We start from the raw sequence: 24,134 nt of genomic DNA, 5'->3' as shown, positions 1-24,134 counted from the left end.
GACCCTTCCGGCGGTGCGCCCGATCGGCAGGTGACACCATGACCAGCACGGCCGGCCCACCCCCTGATTACGACGTCATCGTCGTCGGCGCGCGCTGTGCGGGCGCGCCGACCGCGATGCTCCTCGCCCGCCACGGACACCGGGTCCTCCTGGTCGACCGGGCCACCTTCCCGAGCGACACCATCTCCACCCACCTGATCCATCCGCCCGGCCTCGCCGCGCTGGACCGGTGGGGGCTGCTGGAACGGGTGGTCGCGACGGGCTGCCCTCCCATCGACACCTACGCGTTCGACCTCGGACCCTTCACCATCACCGGCTCCCCGGCCGGAGAGGGCTACGAGGCCTCGTACGCACCCCGCCGCACCGTCCTGGACAAGATCCTCGTCGACGCCGCGGCGGAGTCCGGCGTGGACGTGCGCGAGGGGTTCACCGTCGAGCGGATCCTCTTCGACGGGGACCGGGTGACCGGGATCAGGGGTCACGGCAAGGACCGCAGGACCACCGACGCGCACGCACGGGTCGTCGTGGGCGCGGACGGGCTCCACTCGTCCGTCGCGAAGGCGGCGGGCGCCGCGGGGTACGCCGAGAAGCCCAAGATCAACGCCTACTACTACACGTACTGGGCCGGTCTGCCCATGCGCGGCATGTTCGAGGCCTACGACCGCGGCGACCGCGCCGTGGCCGCCTGGCCCACCAACGACGACCTGACCCTCGTCATCTGCGGCTGGCCCATGCGCGACTTCGAGGCCAACCGCGACGACGTCGAAGGCAACTACCACGCCACGCTGGCGCGGGCACCGGCCCTCGCCGAGCGGATTGCGGCGGGCACCCGGGCCGAGCGGTTCGTCGGCATGGCCATCCCCAACTACTTCCGCAAGCCCTACGGACCCGGCTGGGTCCTGGTCGGCGACGCCGGATACCTGAAGGATCCGATCACCGCCCAGGGCATCCAGGACGCCTTCCGGGACGCGGAGCGATGCGCCGACGCGCTCGACGACGCGCTGACCGGACGCCGGCCCTTCGACCGGGCCATGCGGGCGACGCAGGAGGCCAGGGACGCCCAGGTCATGAGCATGTACGAGTTCACCGCCCAGTTCGCGACGATGGAACCGCCTCCCCCGGAGATGCAGCAACTGCTCCAGGCGGTGTCCGAGAGCCCCGCGGCGCGGGACGCGTTCGCCAGGGTGACGGCCGGGGTGACGCGGCCCGAGGAGTTCTTCGCCTACATGGGCGAGCGGATGAGCCACCGGGAGCCGCACCCGGCCTGACCCGGGGGGCACGCCCTAGCCCAGCGCGTACACCGCGAAGCCGGCCGCCAGCAGCCCCGCCGCCGAGCGGCGGGCGGTGGACGCGTGCGTCCACGGCGTCTCGAAGCCGCGCGCGTACCGGCCGATCAGCAGCAGCATCCCCGCGAACAGAGGCATCCACGCCAGCCGCGCCAGGATCCAGCCGAACGTGTCGGGCGCGGTCGTCAGCCCCGCGACCGGCCCGAGGAAGGACGCGGGAACGGCCGCGACCAGCATCGCCGTCTGGTGCCAGCACAGGATCGTCATCGCCGACAGGTTGATGACGACGACGGGCGCCCACAGCGCCGGGCGCCGCAGCAGCCTGCCCAGCCGGTCGCGCAGCAGGATCGCGGCACCGCTCTGCGCGGCGGCGAGCGCGAGGACGAGCAGCGACGGCGGGTGGGAGTTGGTCCGGGCCTCCCCGGGGACGCCGACCATCGAGGCGGGGTAGTGGAAGGCGATCAGCAGCGCCGCGAAGAGGGCCGTACCACCGACGAGGAGGGCCCACGCCTGACGCCCGCCGAGCCTCTTCTCCCCCCAGGAGACGCCGAGTTGGTAGGCGAAGAGCCAGCCGGGGAGGATGTTCAGCAGGCCCAGCCAGGACGGCACCGTCTCGGCGTACGGGCCGTAGCGCAGGAAGTCGACCACCGCGACCAGGGCCATCAGTGGGGCGGCCGCCCACACGCCGAGCCGGCGGGCGGCGCGTACGCAGTACGGGGTGAGGGCGGTGACGACCGTGTAGACCCCGACGAACCACAACGGCTGGACGACGAGCGTCGATCCCGTGCGCAGGGTGTCGTTCGGGACGCCCACCGCGTACAGCACCGGGATCAGGACGGCCCAGACGGCGGTGACGCCGAGGACGGGACGGCCCAGCCGGGCGATCCGCCCCCGGAGCCACGCGCCCGTGGATCCTCTCCGCTTGTTGTACGACAGGACGGACGCGTACCCGCCGACCAGGAAGAAGATCCCCAGCATCTGGAGCACCCAGCTGACGGGGGCGAAGAACCCGAACGCGCTGAGCGGGCTGGCGTTGTGGATCGCCCCGTCGCCGTCGAGCGTGAAACCGCCGAGGAGCCAGTGGCCGGTGGGGACGGCGAGCAGCGCGAGGGCACGCAATCCGTCGACGGCACGGTCGCGGTGGGCGGGTGTCCGGGCTTCGATGCGTTCGGCGAGGTTCGCCGCACCGGCGAGCTTCCTCGGACCGGCGGGCTTCCTCGGACGGGCGGGCTTCATCCGGCTTCTCCCTGGGCGATGGCGGCGAAGGTACGGAGCGACTCGGTGCCCGGCGCGAAGTAGCCGGTGTGGCCGTGGGCGTCGGCTGCGGGCACGGGGCGGGCGCCGAACTCGGGGGCGGACGGGTCGGTGCCGTGGCCGAGGCCGAGGAGCTGGACGTTCGGCACCTTGGAGATCCAGTCGGACGGATCCTTGGCGGCCCACACGCGGGCGCCGGTCCTCAGCTCGGCGACGTTGTCGGCGCGCATGCCCGGCGAGCCGAGGACGACCAGGTCGCCGGCCCTCAGGCGGGGCGCGGCCAGGCCGCAGACGACGGAGCCGTAGCTGTGGCAGAACACGGCGGGCGCGGGGGCACCGGTGGCGGCGAGCCCGTCGGCGAACCGGGCCAGCCGCACGGCACCGGCCTCGGCGAGCTCGCCGGTGGCGGCGTCGAGGCCCACCCCGACGGGCGTGGTGTAGCCGGCCCACGCGATGACGGCCGTGCCCCGCGTGACGGCCCGCAACTGCCGCGCCATCCCGGCAGGGGTGCCGTACGGGTCGGTGGAGCGGTCGTACGTCCCGGCGTCGATGTCCGACCCGGGCACGACCACCGCCACGTGACGGGCGCCCGCCAGGTCCCCGTACACCTCGGCGACCTGACCCCGTCCGCGCGGGTCGAACGCCAGGATCCGCCGCCCGTGCCCGGCGAGGTGCGCGTACCGGGCGTCCCGGCGCAGGGCGGTCGCGTTCGCCTCGTAGCGGAGGGCGACCGGCGCGCCGTCGAGGTTGCCCACGACGGAAGGGTGCCGGCGCGCGAGGTCCCGCTGCTGGGCCGGGGTGAGGGTACGGAAGAAGGCGGCGACGGCGCGGGGTGTCGCACTCGCCGGGTCGGGCAGGGCGCGCCCCAGCGAGGTGTCGGCGCGCCAGGCCTCGCTGCCCGGCGGCGGCCCGGTCACGGGCCGCTGACCGGTCCCGGTGGCCCAGCCGGCGGTGGTCGCGACGACGGCGGTCGCGAGCGCGAGGGCGGTCAGGGTCCGGCGCAGCCGGCCGTTCCTTCCGCCCCTCCTCTCTCCGCGTCTCCGCCGCTGGCTCCGCTGCCGGCTCGACCCGTCGCTCTGCCCGATGCCCGGCCCGTCGTTCTGCCCGATGCTCGACCCGTCGCTCTGCCCGTCGCTCTTCCAACGGCGCATGACGCCCCCCTCTTCATTCCTCGTCCTGTGCGGCGAGAGGAAGGTAGGAGCGCGGTCCACGAGGGGACGTCACCCCGCGGAGCCAAGTGCGGGGTCATACCGGGGTAGGGGGTGGGCGAGACCGCCGTGTTACGCGTCGCCCGGGGTGACCAGGCCCGACTCGTACGCGAAGATCACCGCCTGTGCCCGGTCGCGGAGGTCCAGCTTCGACAGGACCCGGCCTATGTGAGTCTTCACCGTCTGCTCGGCGAGGACGAGGTGGCCGGCGATCTCCTGGTTCGACATCCCCCGGGCGATCAGCTCCAGAACCTCCGTCTCGCGGGGCGTCAGACCGTTCAGACGCAGCGAGCGGTCACGGCGCGGGGCCGGGCGGGAGGCGGCGAAGTCGGCGATCAGACGACGCGTCACGGACGGGGCCAGCAGCGCCTCGCCGGCCGCCACCACCCGTACCGCGGCGATCAGGTCGGCCGGCGGGGCGTCCTTCAGCAGGAACCCGGAAGCGCCGGCGCGAAGCGCCTCGTACACGTAGTCGTCCACGTCGAAGGTGGTCAGCATCAGCACCTTCGGGAGGTGGACGACTCCCGGGGGAGGCGACAGGATCTCCCGCGCCGCCGCCAGCCCGTCCATCTCCGGCATCCGCACGTCCATGAGGACCACGTCGGGGTGCGCCGAACGGGCCACCGCGACCCCCGCACGCCCGTCCGGTGCCTCGCCGACCACGTCGATGTCCGGCTGCGCCGACAGCAGGGCGGCGAACCCCGCGCGCACCATGGCCTGGTCGTCGACGATGATCACGCGGATGGTCACGCGGGTTCCTTCGTGTCGAGGGCGAGGGGCAGACAGGCGGCGACGCGGAAGCCGCCGTCCGGCAGCGGCCCGGTGTCCAGAGTGCCGCCGGTCAACCGTACGCGCTCCCGCATACCGACGAGCCCGTGCCCCGTACCGGACGTCTCCAAGGGGGAACCGGCGCGCTCCGAGGGCCCGTTGACGACCAGCACCGTCAACCGGTCACCGTCCGACGACACCGAGACCCGCGTCGCCGCATCCGGCGCGTGCCGCACCACGTTCGCGAGCGCCTCCTGCACGATCCGGTACGCGGACAGGTCCACCGCCTGCGGTACGGGGCCCAGCTCGGCCGGCATCGACAGTTCGGCCGGCACCCCCGCCCGCACCGTCGCCTCCACCAGTTGCTGCACCCGCTCCAGGCCGGGCTGCGGAGCCCGTTCGCCCTCCGCACCCTCGCTGCGCAGCACCGCCAGCAGCCGCCGCATCTCGGTGAGGGACTCGCGGGCGGACGCGGCGATCGTCGTGAACTCCTCACGCGCCGCCTCGGGCAGCCCCTCGATCCGGTACGGCGCCGAATCCGCCTGCACGGTGATCACCGACATGTGGTGGGCCACCACGTCGTGCAACTCACGCGCGATCCGCGCCCGTTCCTCCAGCAGCGTGCGCCGGGACCGCTCGGCCTCGCTGATCGTCTCCTGTTCGACCAGCCGCCGCTGCGCGTCACCGCGTTCCCGCAGGGTCGCGGTGAGCAGCAGCACGGCCCCGCTCAGGATGAACAACAGCAGATGGGTGCCGTCGCTGCGGTTCTGCGACAGCACTTCGAAGAAGAGACCGGCCCCGCCCGTCACCAGCCACACGCCCAGCAGCGTCCGGCGCGGCTCGCGCAGCCCCACCGCCACCATCAGCGCCAGGTAACCCACCACGATCATCGGCGTCCACGGCCACGGCCGGCCGGCCCCGCCGGTCGCCCCCAGCGTCACCAGCGCGCCCAGCACGTCGGCGGCCATGACGATCCACCACGCCTGCAGCGGACGGACCACGGCGAGCAGCAACGGCGCGGTCTGCGCGGTCGCCACGGCCCCGGCGATCGCGCCGTTCACCCTGTAGTCGCTGACGAGCACGGTCACGGTGACCGGCAGCAGCGAGGCGACGAACCCGAAGGCGACGACGTACGGGAGACGACGCAGCCACGGCGACGCCGCCCTCCCGAGCAGCGGCTCACCCGACTCGGTGGGCGTGGCGACGGCGAGCCCCAGCGCGCGCACCGAGGTGCGCAGCTGGGAAAGGGGGTGAGTGGTCGGCATGATCCCGCAGCCTAGGCACCACCGGACACGACGGCGTCATACCAGGGTGTCGCCCCGGTTCTCGTACCGCGGTATGACACCCCCGCCGACGCGACCGGGCCCGCCCGCGCCGCGCCGGGGCGGGGCGGGGCGGGGCCGGGCGCGCGAGCGGTCGCCGCTCTGCGGGGTCGCGGCCGCGTGGGCGGTGGGCTCTGGGGGTGTCGCGGTCCGGGCGCGACCCGCGCGGATCCGGCGCCGTGCGGGCCCGCGCCCGGGTCCGGCGGGCGGTCGCGGTCCGGTGGGAGCCGGGTCCGGCGGGCGTGGCGGTGCGGGGGCGGTGAGCTCTGCGGGCGTTGCCACCCGGTGGGAGCCAGGTCTCGCGGGCGTCGTGACCCGGTGGGCGGGCGGCTCCGACGGCGGCGCGGTCCCGTGGGCGTTCCGGGCCCGTGGGTGTTTCGGGGGCTGCCGGTCGCGGTGGGGCCCGGGCCTACAGTTCCGCGAGCAGTTGGGCCTTCTTCGCGGCGAACTCCTCGTCCGTGACCAGACCCGCCTGGTACAGCTCGCCCAGGTGACGTATCCGCTCCGCGATCACCGCCGGGTCCCGGCCGGCCGTCACCGCGGCCCCGACCGGTACGGGTGCCGCACCCGCGTTCCGTACCGCCGCGAGGACCGCGGCCGCGAACGGCAGCGACTCGTGCACCGGGCCGTAGCCGAGCCCGAAGACGACCGCCGCCGGGTCCTGGTCCGCCTGCGCCGGCTGCGCGCCGCCCGCGTGGCCGCGGCGCAACAGTCGCAGGTAGCCGTCGAAGACGTCGGGCGAGCGCCACTCGACGCCGCTCAAGTCCCGTACGGAGAAGGTCTGGTCGCCGGCCTTCCACTTGGCCGACGACGCGCCGGTCCAGAACCAGCGGAACGCCACCTGGCCGCCGTCGAAGGACGCCTTGCCGTCGTACGCCTTGAACTGCAGCGGCGCCTCGGGCGCGGAGACCAGGAACCGCTCGGCCGGCTCCGTCGCCTCGCGTCCGAGCCGCGCCCGCAGCTCGTCGGCGTAGTACTCGGCGAGGGTCTCCCGCTCGGCCGGCAGGACCAGCCGGTACGGGTCGCAGGCGTCCTTGAGCTGACCCACGGCCGCCTCCATCAGCGGATCGGCGCCCGCTCGCGGCACCACGTGCAGCACCACCGTGCCGCGTCTGCCCGGGGAGAGGGTCACCGACGCCAACGCTTCGTGCGGGATGCGTCGCTCGCGCAGCGCCTGGTAGAGCTTCGGTGCGCGGATCCCCCGTTCGAAGCGGATGAGCACGGCGTCGGGTTCGAACTCCCAGGTGGCATGAATTCCGGCCAGCACATCACCCATGCGCCTCATCGTATGCGGCGTGCGCCCGCGCGTCGCCCCCGGAGACTTATGAGCTTCGGAGGCCCTCCACGCGCCTCTACGCGCGTCAGAGGGTGCCCTCGCCGGAGATTCCCCTGCGGCAGGCGTCCTGGTCGCCCGCGCAGCGGACGGTGCGGTACGAGCCGACACCTATCTCGGCGAAGTTGCGGAGGCTCTCGGTGCCCGGTTCGAAGTACCCGGCGTGCCCGACCGCGCCCGCCGCCGACAGGACCCGCGCCCCGAACTCCGGGGTCACGGGGTCGGCGCCGTGGCCCAGTCCGCCGACGTCCAGGTACGGCACGTCGGCGATCCAGTCGTCGGCGTCGCGCATGGCCCACACACGGGCGCGGGTGCCGAGCCCGGCGGCGTTCTCGGCCCGCATCCCCGGGCTGCCGGCCACCGCGACGTCGGCCACCCTCGCGGGCAGCCGGCGGGCGGCGACCCCGCACACCACGGAGCCGTAGCTGTGGCAGAACAGCGCCACGCGGGAGTCGCCGGGCAGCGCGCCGGTGAGCGAGACCAGCCGGGCCGCCCCGCTCTCGGCGAGCCTGCCGATGGCCGCGTCCATGCCGACGCCGACGGGTGCCGTGTAGTCGGCCCAGGCGATGACGGCGGTACGGGCGGAGGGCGCGGCGGCGCGTTCGGCGGCGTACAGGGATTCGGCCATTCCCACGGGGGCCGTGTACTTGCGGGCGGTCTTCTGGAACGTCAGCAGATTGGTGTCGACGCCCGGGACGACCACCGAGACGTGCTGCGCCCGGTCGAGGTCGCCGAAGACCTCGGCGACGCGGCCCTTTCCGGACGGGTCGAAGGCGAGGATCTGCCGGTCCTGGCGCATCAGGGAGGCGAACCGGTGCGACCGGCGGACGGCCTCGTGGTGGCCGTCGGGCGACAGCCGGTTGTCCTCCACCCGGTCGCGCTCGGCGTCGTACGCGGCGCGCAGCGCAAGCCGGTTGGCGCGGTAGCGGAGGGTGACGGGGGCGCCGTCGAGGTTGCCGACGACGAGGGGGTGCTCGGCGGCGAGCCGGTCACGCTGACGTTCGGTCAGGGACCGGAAGAACGTGGCGATGACGTTCGGCGGCGACTCGGGGTCGGGGAGGTCCCGCGTACCCGCACGGCCGTCCCGCCACGCGGCGAGTGCGGCCTCGCGTGGCTCCCCCGGCCCGTGTTGATGGCGTATCGCCGTCCATCCGGTCGTCATGAGGAGGACGAAGACCACGGCGAGGGCGAGCAGCGCGCGCCACACCTGGGGCGTGGGGGAGGAGTCGAAGGAAGTCACTGCGGGACACCCTAGGAGACGTCTGAGGGGCACCGCGACGAGGGTGATGTACATCACGCGTGAGGGTGGCCGGTTGGGGGAAGTGCGGTTACTCCGGGTATGCGCCCGGCGTACGCTACGGCACGCTCCCGAGGGCCAGTTGGCGCAGGCGGCGCCGGGCCGCGGGGTCGCCACGGGCACCCCGGGGGGTGGGCCGCCCGGGTCGTGCGGTCCGCCTCCCGGGCTGCCCGGGCTCATGGCCGCCGGGGGTGCCACGCTCGCCCCGGATTCATGGCCGCCGGGGGCCACGCCGGCCCCGGGCTCACGGCCGCCCGGGGGCCACGCCGGCCCCGGGCTCACGGCCGCCCGGGGGCCACGCCGGCCCCGGGTTCATGACCGCCCGGGGGTGGTAGCGCTCATCCCGGGTTCATGGCCGCCGGGGGTAACACTCACCCCGGGCTCATGGCCGCCCGAGGCAACGCTCGCCCCGGGGCGGGTCACTCCGGCCCGGGGGCGCCGCGCCAGTCGGTGGCGAGTGCCGGGCCCAGGTGGTCCAGGTACGCCTCGGTGAGGGTGCGGATCGCCTCCAAGGACGGGTCCTCGCCCCGCCCCCACAGCTGGCCGGTGATCCGCATCACGCCACTGAACGCGGCGACGGCCACGCGCGGGCGCGGGTCGGTGTCCACGTCCAGGCCCTCGCGGTCGGCGATCAGCCGTGCGATGTTCTCCTCCATCTCGATCGAGCGCCGCAGGTGCACGGCGAGGAGCGCGGGTGTCGACTCGATCACCTGGAACGTGCGGAGGTACAGCTCGATCGGGACGACCTCCATGATGGCCTCGCCGATGGTGTCCCAGCCGGACAGGACGGCGTTGCGCATCGCCTCCAGCGGCGCCTCGTGGGCGGGGCGCGCGCGGAGGGCGGCCAGGAAGTGCCGCTCGACCATCTGCTGGACGGCGAAGGCGACCTCTTCCTTGCTGGCGAAGTAGCGGAAGAAGGTGCGCTGCGACACGTCGACGGCGTCGACGATCTCGTCGACCGTCGTCTGCTCGTACCCCCGTGTGGTGAAGAGCTCGAGCGCGGCGCGCAGCAGGGAGTCGCGGGTGCGCTGCTTCTTGCGCTCGCGCAGCCCGACGGGCGGCGCCGGCGTGCCGGGGGAGGTCGGCTGCTCGGCCGTCACTTCATGGTCCTCTTTCTGCCATTTCCGGCTGCTCAGGCTACCTGTGAGGGACGCGACAGTTACCGGCGTATGAATTGCTTTGTCAATTGTCAGTCGCTGACATTAGCCTCGCGGTATGACTAGTCAGACCACCGTCAGGAAGTCGCCGCAGGGCCCCGTGTCCGAGCCGGTACCGGCCAAGGGGCTCCGCGGCCACCCCTGGCTGACACTGTTCGCCGTGGCGGTCGGCGTGATGATGGTCGCCCTCGACGGCACGATCGTCGCGATCGCCAACCCCGCGATCCAGCGGGACCTCGGCGCGTCACTGGCCGACGTCCAGTGGATCACCAACGGCTACCTGCTCGCCCTGGCCGTCTCGCTGATCACGGCCGGCAAGCTGGGCGACCGCTTCGGTCACCGCCAGACGTTCCTCATCGGCATCGCGGGCTTCGCCGCCGCGTCCGCCGCGATCGGCCTGTCCGACTCGATCACCCTCGTGATCGCCTTCCGGGTGCTCCAGGGCCTGTTCGGCGCGCTGCTCATGCCGGCCGCACTCGGCCTGCTGCGCGCCACCTTCCCGGCCGAGAAGCTGAACATGGCGATCGGCATCTGGGGCATGGTCATCGGCGCCTCCACGGCCGGCGGGCCGATCCTCGGCGGTGTGCTCGTGGAGCACGTCAGCTGGCAGTCGGTGTTCTTCATCAACGTGCCGGTCGGCGTCCTGGCGCTCGTGATGGGTCTGGTGATCCTCAAGGACCACCGCGCGGAGAACGCGCCGCGGTCGTTCGACGTGCTCGGCATCGTGCTGCTGTCCGCCGCGATGGGGTCCCTGATCTGGGGCATCATCAAGGCCGGTGAGAGCTGGGGCTGGGGCAGCGCCAACACCTGGGGCTTCCTCGGGGGTGCGCTGGTGCTGTTCGCGGTGTTCGCCGTCTGGGAGACCAGGGTGAAGGAGCCGCTGATCCCGCTCGGCATGTTCCGCTCCGTGCCGCTGTCCGCCGGCACGGTCCTGATGGTGCTGATGGCGTTCGCCTTCATGGGCGGGCTCTTCTTCGTGACCTTCTACCTCCAGGGCGTCAAGGGGCTCAGCCCCGTCGACAGTGGCCTGCATCTGCTGCCGCTGACGGCCATGATGATCGTCTCCTCGCCACTGGCGGGCGCGCTCATCACCAAGTTCGGGCCTCGCGTCCCGCTCGTGGGCGGCATGGTCTGCACGGCGAGCGCGATGTTCGGCATGATCAGCCTCACCGAGGGCACCGGCACGCTCGCCATGTCCCTCTGGTTCGCCCTGCTGGGCCTCGGCCTCGCCCCCGTCATGGTGGGCGCCACGGAAGTCATCGTCGGCAACGCGCCGCTGGAGCTCTCCGGCGTGGCCGGTGGACTCCAGCAGGCCGCGATGCAGGTCGGCGGCGCGCTCGGTACGGCGGTGCTGGGCGCCGTCATGTCCTCCAAGGTGAGTTCCGACTTCGCGGCCAACTGGAAGGACGCCGGCATCCCCGTCCCGGCCGACCCGCGGCTGGAGCAGGCGGCGGAGTTCGGCATGGTCCCGGCGGAACTGGCGAAGGTGCCCGGTATGACGCCGGACCTGACGTCGAAGATCGGTGGAGTCATCCACGACACGTTCCTGTCCGGCATGGGCCTGGCCTTCACCGTCGCGGGTGTCGTGGCGGTCGTCGCGGCGCTGGTGGCCACGCTCACCAAGCGCGGCCAGAACGCGGAAGCGGGCGCGGGCGGCGCGCACATCTGACGCCGACGCGCGTCCGTCGGGCCGTCCGGTGGACGCCCGGGGCGACGAGCGGGCTCCGCGGCTGCGGCTGCGGGGCCCGCTCGTCGCGCTGTGTCACCCGTCCGGGTGGATCATCCAGGAGAACCTTCCCCAGAGAGTCACTCAGCGTCACCATGGTGGAGCGTGATCGTCACGCCGACGCACCACGGGGGTTCTCATGCGTTCCACGACCGTCCTCACCGCCGCTCTCACCACCGCTCTCACCGCCGGTGCCCTCGCCGCCGGCCTCCTCGGGGGCGCCGCGCCCGTGGCCGCGGCACCGCCCCGCCTCGGGCCTTGTGACACGGGGCAGTTGTGCCTGTGGGCCAAGGAGGGGTTCAGAGGCGCCCGGCACACCCACGAGCTGACCGACGTCGACATCGAGTCGTGCGTCCCGCTCCCGGCCGGGACGACCACGGCCGCCCTCGCCAACCGCACCGGACGACCCGTCACCACGTACCAGTCCGCCGAGTGCGCCGAGACGGGCGAGTTCGAGACGTATCCGGGCGGCGGCACATGGGTGCCCCAATCGCCTTACCAGGTACGGGCATTCAAGGTGTGGGAGACCTGAAGGAGGGCACCCGGGGGCCATGAACAGTTTCGGGTACACCTCGCGTTCGCGCAGGAGCCCCCGCTCACGCGGCCGGATGTGGTCGCGGACCGGGCCGGATCGCGCGACGCTCGGGATCGTCGGGCTGGTCTGCGCGGTCGCCGGATTCTTCGTACTGGGCATCATCCTGGGCCCGGTGGCGATCGTCTGCGGCTGGCTCGGCATGGGCCGGCGCTGGGCGAGTGATCGCATCCCCGCGCTGGTCGCGTTCGTTCTCGGGGCGATCGACACCGTCCTGGCCCTCGTCTGGCTGGCCGGTGCCGGCACCCCGGGCAACGGCATCCTCTAGGCACGCCTGTGCCACCGGGGCCGGGGCCGGGCCCGCTCCCGCGCCCCAGCCGCCCCACCCGTGACTGGCTCCCCAGGACCGCGACCCGCGACTGATACCCCAGTGCCGCGATCCGTGACTGATACCTCAGGGCCGCGCGTCCCGCACCGGACCCGCCCCCGGGACTTTGTCGCCCCGGATAGCCGATCCGGATCTTGCCGCCCCGGCCCGCCGGCCGGATCCGCCTCCGGAGCCCGCCGCCCGGCCGCTGCCCCGAGCCGCTGCCTGGCCTCCGGCGGTCCAGGCCCGCCGTACAGGCCCGTCGCCCGGCCCCCCGGCCGTCCAGGCCTGCCGCCCGGGCCGGCTGTCCCCAGCCGCCCGGCCTCCGGCGGTCCGGGCCCGCGGTCCGGGCCCGCGGTCCGGGCCCGCTGCCCGGGTCCGCCGCCCGGCCGTCTGGGCCTGCCGCTCGGGCCTGCCGCTCGGGCCTCGCCGGAGGCCGCTCACCGCACGGGTCCTAGGGCGCCCTCTCGGTGGTGGTCTGGGCCGGAACGGCCGGTGGGACAGGCACCGCAGGGGCGTTGCCCGACAGCCGGCCGACCTCCGCCCGAAGCTCCCGGACCTCCTGGGTCAGCGCCTCCAGCAGCGCGCTCTGGCGGCGTTCCTCCGCGTCGTCCCGCTCGAAACGGGAGATGAACCACGCCGCGATGTTCGCCGTCACCACACCCAGCAGCGCGATGCCGGACAGCATCAGGCCGACGGCCAGCAGCCGCCCCAGGCCGGTGGTCGGCGCGTGGTCGCCGTACCCCACAGTGGTCATGGTCGTGAACGACCACCACACGGCGTCACCCAGCGTCTTGATGTTCCCGTCAGGGGCGTCACGCTCCACGTGAAGGACCGCGAGCGAGCCGAACATCAGCAGACCCGCCACCGACCCCGCCACGTACGTCGTGAGCGTTATCTGCGACGCCATCCGGGCCCGTCGGCCCACCAGCAGCAGCGTCGAGACGAGCCGCAGCAGCCGCAGCGGCTGGACCAGCGGCAGCAGCACCGCCACCAGGTCCAGCGGGTGGCTGCGGACGAAGTGCCACCGCGACGGGGCGAGGACGAGCCGTACCGCGTAGTCCACGGCGAACGCGCCCCACACCACCCACTCCACCACCGTGCACAGCGAATGCACCCAGCGCTCGGCGTCGGGCATGACTATCGGCACCGCGTACGCGATGCCGAAAGCGAGAGCGAGCGCCAGGAGCGGCGTCTGGGTGCGTGCTTCCCAGCGTTCCTTCATGCCGGGAATGGTAGGCGGGGCGCACGGGGACGAAATCCCCCGCGCCCCGCCCGGCGGGCTACGCGTCGCCGCCCGCGGCGCCGGGGTCGGCCGCCGACACGTCCAGCAGCTGGTAGCGGTCCACGGCCTGCTTCAGCACCGAGCGGTCCACCTTCCCCTCGCGGGCCAGCTCCGTCAGCACCGCCAGCACGATCGACTGGGCGTCGATGTGGAAGTACCGCCGTGCCGCACCACGCGTGTCCGCGAAACCGAAGCCGTCCGCGCCCAGGGAGGTGTACGTCCCCGGCACCCAGCGCGAAATCTGGTCCGGAACCGACCGCATCCAGTCGGAGACGGCCACGAACGGACCCTCCGCACCGGAAAGCTTCCGGGTCACATACGGAACCTGCTGCTCCTCCTCCGGGTGGAGCAGGTTGTGCTCGTCCACCGAGACGGCGTCGCGGCGCAGCTCGTTCCAGGAGGTGGCTGACCAGACGTCGGCGCGTACGTTCCACTCGTCGGCGAGGATCCGCTGGGCCTCCAGGGCCCACGGGACGGCCACACCGGACGCCATGATCTGCGCCGGGATGGCCCCCGCCTGGCCGGTGCTGAAGCGGTACAGGCCCTTGAGGATGCCGTCCACGTCGACGTCCGCCGGCTCGGCCGGGTGCTGGATCGGCTCGTTGTAGACGGTGAGGTAGTAAAAGACGTCCTCGGCGTTCTCGCCGTACATCCGGCGCAGACCGTCCTTGACGATGTGCGCGATCTCGAAGCCGAAGGCCGGGTCGTACGCGACGCACGCCGGGTTCGTCGAGGCGAGCAGCTGCGAGTGGCCGTCCGCGTGCTGCAGACCCTCACCGGTCAGCGTCGTACGCCCCGCGGTCGCACCCAGCACGAAACCGCGCGACAGCTGGTCGGCCATCTGCCAGAACTGGTCGCCGGTCCGCTGGAAACCGAACATCGAGTAGAAGACGTACACCGGGATCAGCGGCTCGCCGTGCGTCGCGTACGCCGAACCGGCCGCGATCAGCGACGCCGTGCAGCCCGCCTCCGAGATGCCGTCGTGCAGCATCTGGCCGGTCGGGGACTCCTTGTACGCCAGCAGCAGCTCACGGTCCACGGCCTCGTACTGCTGGCCGAGCGGGTTGTAGATCTTGGCGCTCGGGAAGAACGAGTCCATACCGAAGGTGCGGTACTCGTCCGGCGCGATCAGCACGAACCGCTTGCCGATCTCCTTGTCCCGCATCAGGTCCTTCAGCAGCCGTACGAACGCCATCGTCGTGGCGATCGACTGCTGCCCCGAACCCTTCTTGACCGCCGCGTACGTCTTGTCGTCCGGCAGCGCGAGGGGCTTCGCCCGCACGACCCGGGTCGGGACGTACCCGCCCAGTGCCTTGCGGCGGTCGTGCATGTACTGGATCTCCTCCGAGTCGGGGCCCGGGTGGTAGTACGGCGGGGCGCCGCTCTCCAGCTGCTGGTCGCTGATCGGGATGTGCAGCCGGTCGCGGAAGCGCTTGAGGTCGTCGACCGTCAGCTTCTTCATCTGGTGCGTCGCGTTGCGGCCCTCGAAGTTCGGGCCGAGCGTCCAGCCCTTGACCGTCTGCGCGAGGATCACGGTCGGCTGGCCCTGGTGCTCGACGGCCGCCTTGTACGCCGCGAAGATCTTCTTGTGGTCGTGTCCGCCACGGCCCAGGTGCAGGATCTGGTCGTCGGTCATGTGCTCGACCATGGCCCGCAGCCGGTGGTCGTCGCCGAAGAAGTGCTCACGGATGTACGCGCCGGTCTCCGTCGCGTACGTCTGGAACTGGCCGTCGGGCGTGGTGTTCAGCTTGTTGACCAGGATGCCGTCGCGGTCCTGCGCCAGCAGCGGGTCCCAGGAGCGGTCCCACACCAGCTTGATCACGTTCCAGCCGGCGCCGCGGAACTGCGACTCCAGCTCCTGGATGATCTTGCCGTTGCCGCGCACCGGGCCGTCGAGCCGCTGCAGGTTGCAGTTGACGACGAAGGTCAGGTTGTCGAGTCCCTCGCGCGCCGCGATCGACAGCTGGCCGAGCGACTCCGGCTCGTCCATCTCGCCGTCGCCGAGGAACGCCCACACGTGCGACTTGGAGGTGTCGGCGATGCCGCGTGCCTCCATGTAGCGGTTCATGCGCGCCTGGTAGATCGCGCCGATCGGGCCGAGGCCCATGGAGACGGTCGGGAACTCCCAGAAGTCCGGCATCAGCCGCGGGTGCGGGTACGACGACAGCCCGTTGGGGAACTTCGACTTCTCCTGGCGGAAGGCGTCCAGCTGCTGCTCGGTCAGCCGGTCCAGGAGGAAGGCGCGCGCGTAGACACCCGGGGAGGCGTGGCCCTGGAAGAAGATCTGGTCGCCGCCGTCACCCTCGTCCTTGCCGCGGAAGAAGTGGTTGAAGCCCACGTCGTACAGGGACGCGGAGGAGGCGAACGTGGCGATGTGGCCGCCGACACCGATACCGGGACGCTGCGCGCGCGACACCATCACGGCCGCGTTCCATCGCGTCGCGTTCAGTACCTTGCGCTCGATCTCCTCGTTGCCGGGGAAGAACGGCTCGTCCCGGGTGGCGATGGTGTTGACGTAGTCCGTGCTGCGCATCTCGGGCACGGCCACGCGCTTCTCGCGGGCCCGCTCGATCAGGCGGAGCATCAGGTAGCGGGCCCGCTCGCGGCCGCGCTCGTCCACGGCGGCGTCGAGGGAGTCGAGCCATTCCTGGGTCTCTTCGGGATCGAAATCCGGGACCTGGCTGGGAAGGCCGCCAATGATGATCGGGTTGCGATCGGATCCGGAAGCCACGCTGTTCCTTCTGTTCGGTGGAGCCTACGGGGAGGGGAATGTCAGCAGTGCGGTCGCGCCGCCACCATCGTGTACCGCGAGGGCGTAAACGTCATCTTTACCGAGGGGTAACCCCCACGGGTCGCCGTATCCGGGCCCGGGTCCCCGGAAGGCGCTGGTCAAATCGCAACCTTACGCCCAACCCGGCCATGTGTTTCGTTCGGTCGTTCGGCCCCTACGGGCGCACGGAAGGAGTAGAAGCGAATAAAGTGGGTCAAGAGCCGTGGCGTGTAGCACGGGCGCGGGCGGGAAGGTGCCTGGAGTTGCGGCGAGACGGCCCCAAAAGTCACCGTTTCGGCGGTCTCGATCGCCGGGTACTTGCGCGATCCGCCCCGCACGTGTGGACTACGCCCAATGCCACGCGTACGCGCGCGGCCGAAGCACTTTCCAAAAAACGATCAGGAGGCAAGCCGTGAGCGCGACCGCGGACCACGCGGAGGAGCGGACCAACCCGGCGGCAAAGCTGGGGTTCGAGCCCGGACAGGTGGTCCAGGAGATCGGCTACGACGACGACGTCGAGCAGGAGCTCCGTGAAGGCATCGAGGCCGTCATCGGCCAGGATCTCGTCGACGAGGACTACGACGACGTCGCCGACGTCGTCCTGCTGTGGTTCCGTGACGACGACGGCGACCTCACGGACGCACTGGTCGACGCCATCGGTCTGATCGAGGACGGCGGGCAGATCTGGCTCATGACGCCCAAGACCGGCCGTGACGGTTACATCGAGCCCAGCGACATCAACGAGGCCGCGCAGACCGCCGGCCTCTCGCAGACCCGGAGCATCAACGCCGGCAAGGACTGGACCGGTAGCCGCCTGGCCACCCCGAAGTCCGCCAAGCGCTGAGCCGTTCCACAGCCGGCCCCCAGCCACCAGGGCCCCCGCCGACATCCGTCGGCGGGGGCCCTGTGCGTAGGGTGGGACCCCACGAACCCCAGGGGACCCAGCGAAGGGAATGCTTGCTGTCATGGCGATCGAGACGATCGAGACGACCGCGCCTGTCCAGGTCGGCACCAAGGCCCCGGACTTCCAGCTGAAGGACAACCACGGCCGCACCGTGTCGCTCGCGGACTTCCGCGGTGAGAAGAACGTCGTGCTCCTCTTCTACCCCTTCGCCTTCACCGGCGTGTGCACGGGCGAGCTGTGCGCGCTCCGCGACGAGCTGCCGAAGTTCGTCAACGACGACACCCAGCTCCTCGCCGTCTCCAACGACTCGATCCACACGCTGCGCGTCTTCGCCGAGCAGGAGGGCCTGGAGTACCCGCTGCTGTCGGACTTCTGGCCGCACGGCGAGGTCTCGCGCGCGTACGGCGTCTTCGACGAGGAGAAGGGCTGCGCGGTGCGCGGCACCTTCATCATCGACAAGGAGGGCGTCGTCCGGTGGACGGTCGTGAACGGCCTGCCGGACGCCCGTGACCTGAACGAGTACGTCGCGGCGCTCGACACCCTCTGAATCTTCGGCCCAAGTGCCTGCTCACGACGGGAACCGGTCACTAGGATCCAGTCGTTGATCCGATGCCAACGCACGACGGGGGCGCTGCCCCTGAAAACCAATGGAGGGACTCGTGGGAGTCAGCCTCAGCAAGGGCGGCAACGTCTCGCTGACCAAGGAGGCCCCGGGCCTGACGGCAGTCACCGTCGGTCTGGGCTGGGACGTCCGCACCACCACCGGAACGGACTTCGACCTCGACGCCAGCGCCATTCTGGTCAACGCCGAGGGCAAGGTCCGCAACGACCAGGACTTCGTGTTCTTCAACAACCTGAAGAGCGCGGACGGCTCGGTCGAGCACACCGGTGACAACCTCACCGGTGAGGGCGAGGGCGACGACGAGCAGGTCAAGGTCGACCTGGCCAACGTCCCGGCCGACGTCGCCAAGATCGTTTTCCCGGTGTCGATCTACGACGCCGAGACCCGCCAGCAGTCCTTCGGCCAGGTCCGCAACGCGTTCATCCGCGTCGTGAACCAGGCCGGCGGTGCCGAGATCGCCCGCTACGACCTGAGCGAGGACGCCTCGACGGAGACCGCCATGGTCTTCGGCGAGCTGTACCGCAACGGCGCGGAGTGGAAGTTCCGCGCGGTGGGCCAGGGCTACGCCTCGGGCCTGCGCGGCATCGCGCAGGACTTCGGCGTCAACGTCTGACCCACCCCCCGGGCGCCGGACACCCGCGCCCGACCGGCCCGGCAGCGTCACCCACGCCTCCGGCCGCCGGGCGGGGCGCGGCCCACGGGGCCCGCGGGGGCGGGCCGGCCCGTGGACCTTCGGGGGCCCGGGGCCGGCCGCCGCAGTTTCGCCCGGCGCCGCACGGTTCGTGCGGCGCCGGACGTGCCTTACCGTGCCTTACCACCCGCCTCGGGCGCGCGGTGACCTAGCCGGTGCCCGCGCCCGGGTCCGGGTCCGGGTCCGGGCACACCGGTCGGCCCGCACCAGGGCCGGGGGACCGGGGGCCGCCCCCGGGACAACGCAGCAGCAGATCTCAGGGGAGGATCCACGTCATGGGCGTCACGCTCGCCAAGGGAGGCAACGTCTCCCTCTCCAAGGCCGCACCCAACCTCACCCAAGTGCTGGTCGGACTCGGCTGGGACGCGCGCTCCACCACCGGAGCGCCCTTCGACCTCGACGCCAGCGCACTGCTGTGCCAGAACGGCAGGGTGCTCGGCGACGAGTGGTTCGTGTTCTACAACAACCTCACCAGCCCCGACGGCTCCGTCGAGCACACCGGTGACAACCTCACCGGCGAGGGCGACGGCGACGACGAGTCGCTGATCGTCGACCTCCCTCGGGTGCCGGCCGACGTGGACAAGATCATCTTCCCGGTCTCGATCCACGAGGCCGACAACCGGGGCCAGACCTTCGGCCAGGTCAGCAACGCCTTCATCCGCGTCGTCAACCAGGCCGACGGACAGGAACTCGCGCGGTACGACCTCAGTGAGGACGCCTCCACGGAGACGGCGATGATCTTCGGTGAGCTCTACCGGTACGGCGGGGAATGGAAGTTCCGGGCGGTAGGACAGGGGTACGCATCGGGGCTGAGGGGCATCGCTCTAGACTTCGGGGTCAATGTTTCCTAAAGCACGTCTCCGGGTTCGTTCAAAGCCCGGCGCGCACGGCGCGGGGGAGACCCGTACCCGTACTTAACACGATTGGGTAGCCAGTGGTTCTGAAAACCTTCGGCTGGTCGTTCGCCGTCACGGCGCTCGGCCTCGCTTTCGCCGCCTGGCAGTGGGGCTGGGAGGCGTTCGGGATCGTACTGATCCTGTCGATCCTCGAGATCTCGCTGTCGTTCGACAATGCGGTCGTCAACGCCGGAATCCTCAAGAAGATGAACGCCTTCTGGCAGAAGATCTTCCTGACGATCGGCATCCTGATCGCGGTCTTCGGCATGCGGCTGGTCTTCCCCGTCGTCATCGTCGCCATCAGTGCCCAGGTCGGCCCCATCGAGGCAGTCCAGCTCGCCATGGACGACCCCGAGCGGTACGAGGACCTCGTCACCGACGCACACGCGGCCATCGCCGCCTTCGGTGGCATGTTCCTGCTGATGATCTTCCTCGACTTCATGTTCGAGGAGCGTGACCACAAGTGGCTGAAGTGGCTGGAGCGCCCGGCGGCCAAGCTCGGCAAGGTCGACATGCTGTCGGTCTGCATCGCGCTGATCGTCCTGATGATCACCGCCATGACCTTCGCCACCCAGGCACACACCAGTACCGGGCACGCCGACAAGTCGGCCACCGTCCTGCTGTCCGGCGTCGCGGGTCTGATCACGTACCTGGTCGTCGGCGGCCTCTCCGGCTACTTCGAGGACAAGCTGGAGGAAGAAGAGGAACGCGAGCACGAGGAGGAGGAGAAGGCCAAGAAGGAGGGCAAGCCCGTCTCCGCGGTCGGCCTCGCCGGCAAGGCCGCCTTCTTCCTCTTCCTGTACCTCGAGGTCCTCGACGCCTCCTTCTCCTTCGACGGCGTCATCGGCGCCTTCGCCATCACCAACCACATCTTCTGGATGGCGCTGGGCCTCGGCATCGGCGCGATGTACGTCCGGTCGCTCACCGTCTACCTGGTCCGCCAGGGCACGCTGGACGACTACGTCTACCTGGAGCACGGCGCGCACTACGCCATCGGCGCGCTCGCCGTCATCCTGCTCATCACCATCCAGCACGAGATCAGCGAGATCATCACCGGTCTCGTCGGTGTCTTCCTGATCGCCGCGTCCTTCCTGTCCTCCGTGCGCCGCAACAAGGCGCTGGAGGCGGCGGGCGAGGACGACAAGACACACGTCTCCGTGTGACATTCGCCGGGGCCCGCCGGAGTGTGGCGGCCCCGGCATTGAGGAACGCTTCCGATGCGGGGCGGCCGGGAGCTCCCGGCCGCCCCGCCGCGTATCCGAGCGGATCCCGAGGGGAACCGGACGACTGGGGGTGGGGCATGGCCTTCTGGGACAACCTGTGGCGGAACAACGCCACGACGCAGTTCGACTCGGGCAGCGCATCGACGAACGCCATCGACCTGACCAAGCGCCGCCCGTCGGTCTCGCTCACCAAGCAGGGCGCGGCGACCGGCAACCTGCGCGTCAACCTCTCGTGGCGGATGCGCACCTCCGACATCGAGGGCCGGTCCCGGCACAGCGGCCGTCTGCTGCGGCACCCACTCAAGCTCTTCAAGCCCGACGTGGTCCAGGCGCACACGCAGGGCGTGGTCAATGTGGACCTGGACATCGGCTGCCTGTACGAGCTGAAGGACGGCACCAAGGGCGTGGTCCAGCCGCTCGGCAGCTTCTTCGGAGACCTCAACGGGCCGCCGTACGTGAAGCTCAGCGGCGACGACCGGTTCGGTGCGCCGTCCGGCGAGACGATCTTCGTCAATCTCGATCACCGGGACGCGATCAAGCGCCTGCTGTTCTTCGTCTACATCTACGACCAGACACCCGCGTTCGACCGTACGCACGCCACGATGACGCTCTATCCGAGCAACGGCCCGCGCATCGAGATCGAGCTCGACGAGCGCGCGCCCCAGGCCCGTTCCTGCGCGGTGTTCATGCTGGAGAACGTCAAGGACGAACTGGTGGTCCGCCGGGAGGTGCGGTTCGTCTACGGCTTCCAGGCGGAGCTGGACCGGCTGTACGGGTGGGGCCTGCAGTGGGGACGAGGCTTCAAGGCCGGCAAGGTCTGACCGCCCGACGTCCCTTCGCCGGGACGGGAGGTGTGAGTGCCGGACGGTGAGTGCCGGACGGTCAGTGCCGGGCGTGAGTGCCGGACGGTCAGTGCCGGGCGGTCAGGGCCGGACAGTCAGGGCCCGACGAGCGAGGAGGGACGGTCAGGGCCGGACGGTCAGGCCCGACGATCGGGAACGGACGGATGAGGGCCGGATGGATCAGGTCCGGACGCTCGGGTCCCGGACGCTCGGGTCCGGAGGGGTCCGGTCAGGACGGGTCGGGGAGTGGGCGGGCCGGGACCGGACGGGTCGGGATTGGGTGGAGGACTGGGCGGATCGGGACCGGACGGTCAGGTCCGGACGATCGGGTCCGGACGGGTCGACTGGGCGGGAGAGCGGACGGTCAGGTCCGGACGAACTGCGGGCCCATCGGGGGCAGCCGGAAGTTCGGGTCCGGCGCGGGCGCGGCGGCCGCGGCGGGCTGCGGATAGCCGTACCCGGGCTGCGCCGCACCGGGCTGCCCCGAACCGGGCCGGGCCGAGCCGTCCTGCGGGTAACCGTAGGCGGGCTGCGCCGTACCGGGCTGGGGGTAGCCGTACGCGGGAGGCGCAGTCGGCGCCGGAGGCACCGGGGGTGTCGCGGGAGCGGGGGGCGGCGGAGGCGCAGTGGCCACGGCACCCGCACTCCCACCCGCACCGGGCATCGCCGTGGTGGGTGCGGCCGCCGACACGTCCGTCGCCGCCGCGGTGGCCGACGACGCCTGCCCACTCGCCTCCCGGGCCTCTACCGCCCCGTCCGCGTCCTCGGCCTCGTCCACCGAGATACCGAACGCCGTGGCCAGGCCGATCAGCCCCGTCGGATACCCCTGCCCCACCGCGCGGAACTTCCAGCCCTCCCCGCGCCGGTACAGCTCGCCGCAGATGATCGCCGTCTCCTCGCCCGTCTCCGGCTTCACCTCGAAGACGGCCAGCGGCTCCGACGAGCCCGAGCCCGCGTCGTACAGCAGGATCCGCAGATCCCGTACGCGGTCGAAGGTGTCCCCGTCCGACGACGCGGCCAGCACCACCTGGTCCACCGACGCGTCCAGCGCGGCCAGATCGGCCTCGACCGTGTCGGTCAGCCCCTCCTGAACCCGCTTCTTCGACAGCCGCCGCACCAGACCCGACGGATGGCGCGGCTGGTTGTAGAAGACGAAGTCCTCGTCGGAACGCACCCGCCCGTCGGTGCCGAGCAGCAGGGCGGAAGCGTCCACGTCCGGCACCCCGGGGCCCGGGGTCCAGCACAGTACGGCCCGTACGGCCGCGGCGTCGAGCGGGACGTTCGAGCCCTTCAGCATGGCGTGCGTCATGTCCGACATCCTGCCTGGCCGCCCACGCCGGGGACAACGCGGGGGCCGCGCGGCAGGGGCGAGAAGCGGACGAGTTACCTGAAGTTCATGCCCGGGGGGAACCCGCGACACCGGTCCCTACGTACTATTACCGGCCACATGTCGTCAGGGCCGTCAAGGCAGTACGGGGGATACTCATGCGTCATTTCGGGCACATCCCGGCCACTGCCCGGGCCGGGCTCTTCCACCGGGAGCCGTGCGAGTTCAGCGCCGAGTCCCCGGCGCGGGTCCTTGCGGCCGGCCTCGGCGCCACGCTGTACAGCCCCGCCACCCGGCCGCGTCTCGCCGACGACGTGATGAAGCAGGTGGGGCGCGGGGTTGTGTCGATGGTGCTGTGCCTGGAGGACTCCATCGACGACGGTGAGGTCGCCGGGGCGGAGGAGAACCTCGTACGGCAGTTCGCCGACCTGCACCAGCGGGACGGCGAACCGCCGCTGCTCTTCATCCGTGTCCGTGAAGCGGGGCAGATCGCCGACCTGGTACGACGGCTCGGGCCGTCGGCGCGGTTGCTGTCCGGATTCGTTCTGCCCAAGTTCACCGAGGAGCGCGGCGGGCCCTTCCTGGAGGCGCTGACCGTGGCCGAGAATCTCTGTGGGCGGCGGCTGTTCGCCATGCCCGTGCTGGAGTCGCCCGAACTCCTCCACCTGGAGACCCGGCACGAGACGCTCGCCGGGATCGGCCGGATCGTCGACAAGTACCGGGAGCGGGTCCTCGCGCTGCGCCTCGGCGTCACCGATTTCTGCTCCGCGTACGGGCTGCGCCGGTCGCCCGACATGACGGCGTACGACGTCCAGATCGTCGCCGGAGTGATCGCGGACGTCGTCAACGTGCTGGGCCGGTCCGACGGCACCGGCTTCACCATCACCGGACCGGTGTGGGAGTACTTCCGCCTCCAGGAGCGCATTTTCAAGCCACAGCTACGCCGCAGCCCCTTCATGGAGCAGCGCGCCGACGAGCTGCGCACCGCGCTGATCGAACACGACCTGGACGGGCTGCTGCGCGAGATCGAGCTGGACCGGGCCAACGGGCTGCTCGGCAAGACCTGCATCCACCCCTCCCACGTGCTGCCGGTGCACGCGCTGTCCGTCGTCAGCCACGAGGAGTTCAGCGACGCGCAGGACATCCTCCGGCCGGAACGGGGCGGCGGCGGGGTGCTGCGCAGCGCGTACACGAACAAGATGAATGAAGTGAAACCCCACCGTGCGTGGGCCGAGCGGACCCTGCAGCGGGCGGAGGTCTTCGGCGTCGCGAAGGAGGACGTCGGCTTCGTGGAGCTACTGGCCGCGGGGCTGGTCAAGTGACG

At 71.5% G+C, this 24,134-nt stretch carries 21 protein-coding genes; 11 read left to right on the top strand and 10 right to left on the bottom strand.

What is annotated here, in order from left to right; translation table 11 throughout:
* Positions 1-38: 38 nt before the first annotated feature.
* Positions 39-1,268: an NAD(P)/FAD-dependent oxidoreductase gene (locus ACZ6C1_RS34225; RefSeq protein ID WP_469246520.1), complete on the top strand. Its 1,230-nt coding sequence runs from the start codon at positions 39-41 to the stop codon at positions 1,266-1,268.
* A 15-nt stretch (positions 1,269-1,283) separates the two neighbouring features.
* Here ACZ6C1_RS34225 and ACZ6C1_RS34220 read toward each other — a convergent pair whose 3' ends face one another.
* From ACZ6C1_RS34220 to ACZ6C1_RS34190, 7 genes are all read right to left on the bottom strand, one after another.
* Positions 1,284-2,522, bottom strand: coding sequence for an acyltransferase family protein (locus ACZ6C1_RS34220; protein ID WP_469246518.1), 1,239 nt, complete (start codon positions 2,520-2,522; stop codon positions 1,284-1,286).
* Entirely contained in the window at positions 2,519-3,691 is a 1,173-nt protein-coding gene (locus ACZ6C1_RS34215) for an alpha/beta hydrolase (protein ID WP_469246516.1), read from the bottom strand. The genes ACZ6C1_RS34220 and ACZ6C1_RS34215 overlap by 4 nt, the downstream gene beginning before the upstream one ends.
* Before the next feature lie 129 nt (positions 3,692-3,820).
* On the bottom strand, positions 3,821-4,498 hold the full coding sequence (locus ACZ6C1_RS34210; protein ID WP_469246515.1) for a response regulator: 678 nt from the start codon (positions 4,496-4,498) through the stop codon (positions 3,821-3,823).
* Positions 4,495-5,781: a sensor histidine kinase gene (locus ACZ6C1_RS34205; protein ID WP_469246514.1), complete on the bottom strand. Its 1,287-nt coding sequence runs from the start codon at positions 5,779-5,781 to the stop codon at positions 4,495-4,497. Before ACZ6C1_RS34205 ends, ACZ6C1_RS34210 begins: the two co-directional genes overlap by 4 nt.
* A gap of 466 nt (positions 5,782-6,247) precedes the next feature.
* Complete coding sequence (locus ACZ6C1_RS34200; protein ID WP_469246513.1) at positions 6,248-7,114, bottom strand: DUF4429 domain-containing protein; 867 nt, start codon at positions 7,112-7,114, stop codon at positions 6,248-6,250.
* An 85-nt stretch (positions 7,115-7,199) separates the two neighbouring features.
* Positions 7,200-8,411: an alpha/beta hydrolase gene (locus ACZ6C1_RS34195; RefSeq protein WP_469246512.1), complete on the bottom strand. Its 1,212-nt coding sequence runs from the start codon at positions 8,409-8,411 to the stop codon at positions 7,200-7,202.
* A 476-nt stretch (positions 8,412-8,887) separates the two neighbouring features.
* Positions 8,888-9,568, bottom strand: coding sequence for a TetR/AcrR family transcriptional regulator (locus ACZ6C1_RS34190; RefSeq protein WP_469246511.1), 681 nt, complete (start codon positions 9,566-9,568; stop codon positions 8,888-8,890).
* 115 nt (positions 9,569-9,683) lie between these two features.
* Here ACZ6C1_RS34190 and ACZ6C1_RS34185 point away from each other — a divergent pair, with 115 nt between their 5' ends.
* From ACZ6C1_RS34185 to ACZ6C1_RS34175, 3 genes are all read left to right on the top strand, one after another.
* Entirely contained in the window at positions 9,684-11,294 is a 1,611-nt protein-coding gene (locus tag ACZ6C1_RS34185; protein ID WP_469246510.1) for an MFS transporter, read from the top strand.
* 196 nt (positions 11,295-11,490) lie between these two features.
* Complete coding sequence (locus ACZ6C1_RS34180) at positions 11,491-11,883, top strand: peptidase inhibitor family I36 protein (RefSeq protein ID WP_469246508.1); 393 nt, start codon at positions 11,491-11,493, stop codon at positions 11,881-11,883.
* 19 nt (positions 11,884-11,902) lie between these two features.
* Entirely contained in the window at positions 11,903-12,211 is a 309-nt protein-coding gene (locus tag ACZ6C1_RS34175) for a small hydrophobic protein (protein ID WP_469246507.1), read from the top strand.
* A 493-nt stretch (positions 12,212-12,704) separates the two neighbouring features.
* On the opposite strand, the gene ACZ6C1_RS34170 is transcribed toward ACZ6C1_RS34175, so the two are convergent.
* Positions 12,705-13,475, bottom strand: coding sequence for a potassium channel family protein (locus tag ACZ6C1_RS34170; protein ID WP_469246506.1), 771 nt, complete (start codon positions 13,473-13,475; stop codon positions 12,705-12,707).
* A gap of 58 nt (positions 13,476-13,533) precedes the next feature.
* Entirely contained in the window at positions 13,534-16,266 is a 2,733-nt protein-coding gene (gene aceE / locus ACZ6C1_RS34165; RefSeq protein WP_469246504.1) for a pyruvate dehydrogenase (acetyl-transferring), homodimeric type, read from the bottom strand.
* Between the two features lie 451 nt (positions 16,267-16,717).
* Between aceE and ACZ6C1_RS34160 the strand changes: the two genes are divergently transcribed.
* The 6 genes from ACZ6C1_RS34160 to ACZ6C1_RS34135 all read left to right on the top strand — a co-directional run bounded on the left by ACZ6C1_RS34160 (position 16,718) and on the right by ACZ6C1_RS34135 (position 21,462).
* Positions 16,718-17,149 carry a DUF3052 domain-containing protein gene (locus tag ACZ6C1_RS34160; protein ID WP_469246501.1) on the top strand — a complete coding sequence of 144 codons (432 nt, stop codon included), beginning with the start codon at positions 16,718-16,720 and terminating at the stop codon, positions 17,147-17,149.
* 121 nt (positions 17,150-17,270) lie between these two features.
* Positions 17,271-17,756 carry a peroxiredoxin gene (locus tag ACZ6C1_RS34155; RefSeq protein WP_469246499.1) on the top strand — a complete coding sequence of 162 codons (486 nt, stop codon included), beginning with the start codon at positions 17,271-17,273 and terminating at the stop codon, positions 17,754-17,756.
* Between the two features lie 112 nt (positions 17,757-17,868).
* Positions 17,869-18,444 carry a TerD family protein gene (locus ACZ6C1_RS34150; protein WP_064071174.1) on the top strand — a complete coding sequence of 192 codons (576 nt, stop codon included), beginning with the start codon at positions 17,869-17,871 and terminating at the stop codon, positions 18,442-18,444.
* A 353-nt stretch (positions 18,445-18,797) separates the two neighbouring features.
* On the top strand, positions 18,798-19,373 hold the full coding sequence (locus tag ACZ6C1_RS34145) for a TerD family protein (protein ID WP_469246496.1): 576 nt from the start codon (positions 18,798-18,800) through the stop codon (positions 19,371-19,373).
* A gap of 83 nt (positions 19,374-19,456) precedes the next feature.
* The gene (locus ACZ6C1_RS34140) at positions 19,457-20,581 is read left to right on the top strand and encodes a DUF475 domain-containing protein (RefSeq protein WP_469246494.1); all 1,125 of its coding nucleotides are present in this window, start codon (positions 19,457-19,459) and stop codon (positions 20,579-20,581) included.
* Between the two features lie 137 nt (positions 20,582-20,718).
* Positions 20,719-21,462, top strand: coding sequence for a TerD family protein (locus ACZ6C1_RS34135; protein ID WP_469246491.1), 744 nt, complete (start codon positions 20,719-20,721; stop codon positions 21,460-21,462).
* Positions 21,463-21,847: 385 nt separating this feature from the next.
* Here the strand turns inward: ACZ6C1_RS34135 and ACZ6C1_RS34130 are convergent, their stop codons facing one another.
* Positions 21,848-22,801, bottom strand: coding sequence for a TerD family protein (locus tag ACZ6C1_RS34130; protein ID WP_469246488.1), 954 nt, complete (start codon positions 22,799-22,801; stop codon positions 21,848-21,850).
* A gap of 167 nt (positions 22,802-22,968) precedes the next feature.
* On the opposite strand from ACZ6C1_RS34130, the gene ACZ6C1_RS34125 reads away from it, so the two are divergent.
* The gene (locus tag ACZ6C1_RS34125; protein ID WP_469246486.1) at positions 22,969-24,132 is read left to right on the top strand and encodes an HpcH/HpaI aldolase/citrate lyase family protein; all 1,164 of its coding nucleotides are present in this window, start codon (positions 22,969-22,971) and stop codon (positions 24,130-24,132) included.
* Positions 24,133-24,134: the final 2 nt, after the last annotated feature.

The organism is Streptomyces sp. NPDC041796 (genome assembly GCF_055590785.1).
Note: the sequence above shows the minus strand (reverse complement) of the source record. Positions and strands in the feature narration are given on the sequence as shown.

Excerpts from the sequence above, each read along its gene's own strand:
- ACZ6C1_RS34215 (WP_469246516.1), bottom strand. The coding sequence starts at position 3,691 with ATGCGCCGTTGGAAGAGCGACGGGCAGAGCGACGGGTCGAGCATCGGG.
- ACZ6C1_RS34220 (WP_469246518.1), bottom strand. The coding sequence starts at position 2,522 with ATGAAGCCCGCCCGTCCGAGGAAGCCCGCCGGTCCGAGGAAGCTCGCC.
- ACZ6C1_RS34145 (WP_469246496.1), top strand. The coding sequence starts at position 18,798 with ATGGGCGTCACGCTCGCCAAGGGAGGCAACGTCTCCCTCTCCAAGGCC.
- ACZ6C1_RS34130 (WP_469246488.1), bottom strand. The coding sequence starts at position 22,801 with ATGTCGGACATGACGCACGCCATGCTGAAGGGCTCGAACGTCCCGCTC.
- ACZ6C1_RS34170 (WP_469246506.1), bottom strand. The coding sequence starts at position 13,475 with ATGAAGGAACGCTGGGAAGCACGCACCCAGACGCCGCTCCTGGCGCTC.
- ACZ6C1_RS34225 (WP_469246520.1), top strand. The coding sequence starts at position 39 with ATGACCAGCACGGCCGGCCCACCCCCTGATTACGACGTCATCGTCGTC.
- ACZ6C1_RS34175 (WP_469246507.1), top strand. The coding sequence starts at position 11,903 with ATGAACAGTTTCGGGTACACCTCGCGTTCGCGCAGGAGCCCCCGCTCA.
- ACZ6C1_RS34185 (WP_469246510.1), top strand. The coding sequence starts at position 9,684 with ATGACTAGTCAGACCACCGTCAGGAAGTCGCCGCAGGGCCCCGTGTCC.
- ACZ6C1_RS34205 (WP_469246514.1), bottom strand. The coding sequence starts at position 5,781 with ATGCCGACCACTCACCCCCTTTCCCAGCTGCGCACCTCGGTGCGCGCG.
- ACZ6C1_RS34200 (WP_469246513.1), bottom strand. The coding sequence starts at position 7,114 with ATGGGTGATGTGCTGGCCGGAATTCATGCCACCTGGGAGTTCGAACCC.
- ACZ6C1_RS34155 (WP_469246499.1), top strand. The coding sequence starts at position 17,271 with ATGGCGATCGAGACGATCGAGACGACCGCGCCTGTCCAGGTCGGCACC.
- ACZ6C1_RS34135 (WP_469246491.1), top strand. The coding sequence starts at position 20,719 with ATGGCCTTCTGGGACAACCTGTGGCGGAACAACGCCACGACGCAGTTC.
- ACZ6C1_RS34125 (WP_469246486.1), top strand. The coding sequence starts at position 22,969 with ATGCGTCATTTCGGGCACATCCCGGCCACTGCCCGGGCCGGGCTCTTC.
- ACZ6C1_RS34180 (WP_469246508.1), top strand. The coding sequence starts at position 11,491 with ATGCGTTCCACGACCGTCCTCACCGCCGCTCTCACCACCGCTCTCACC.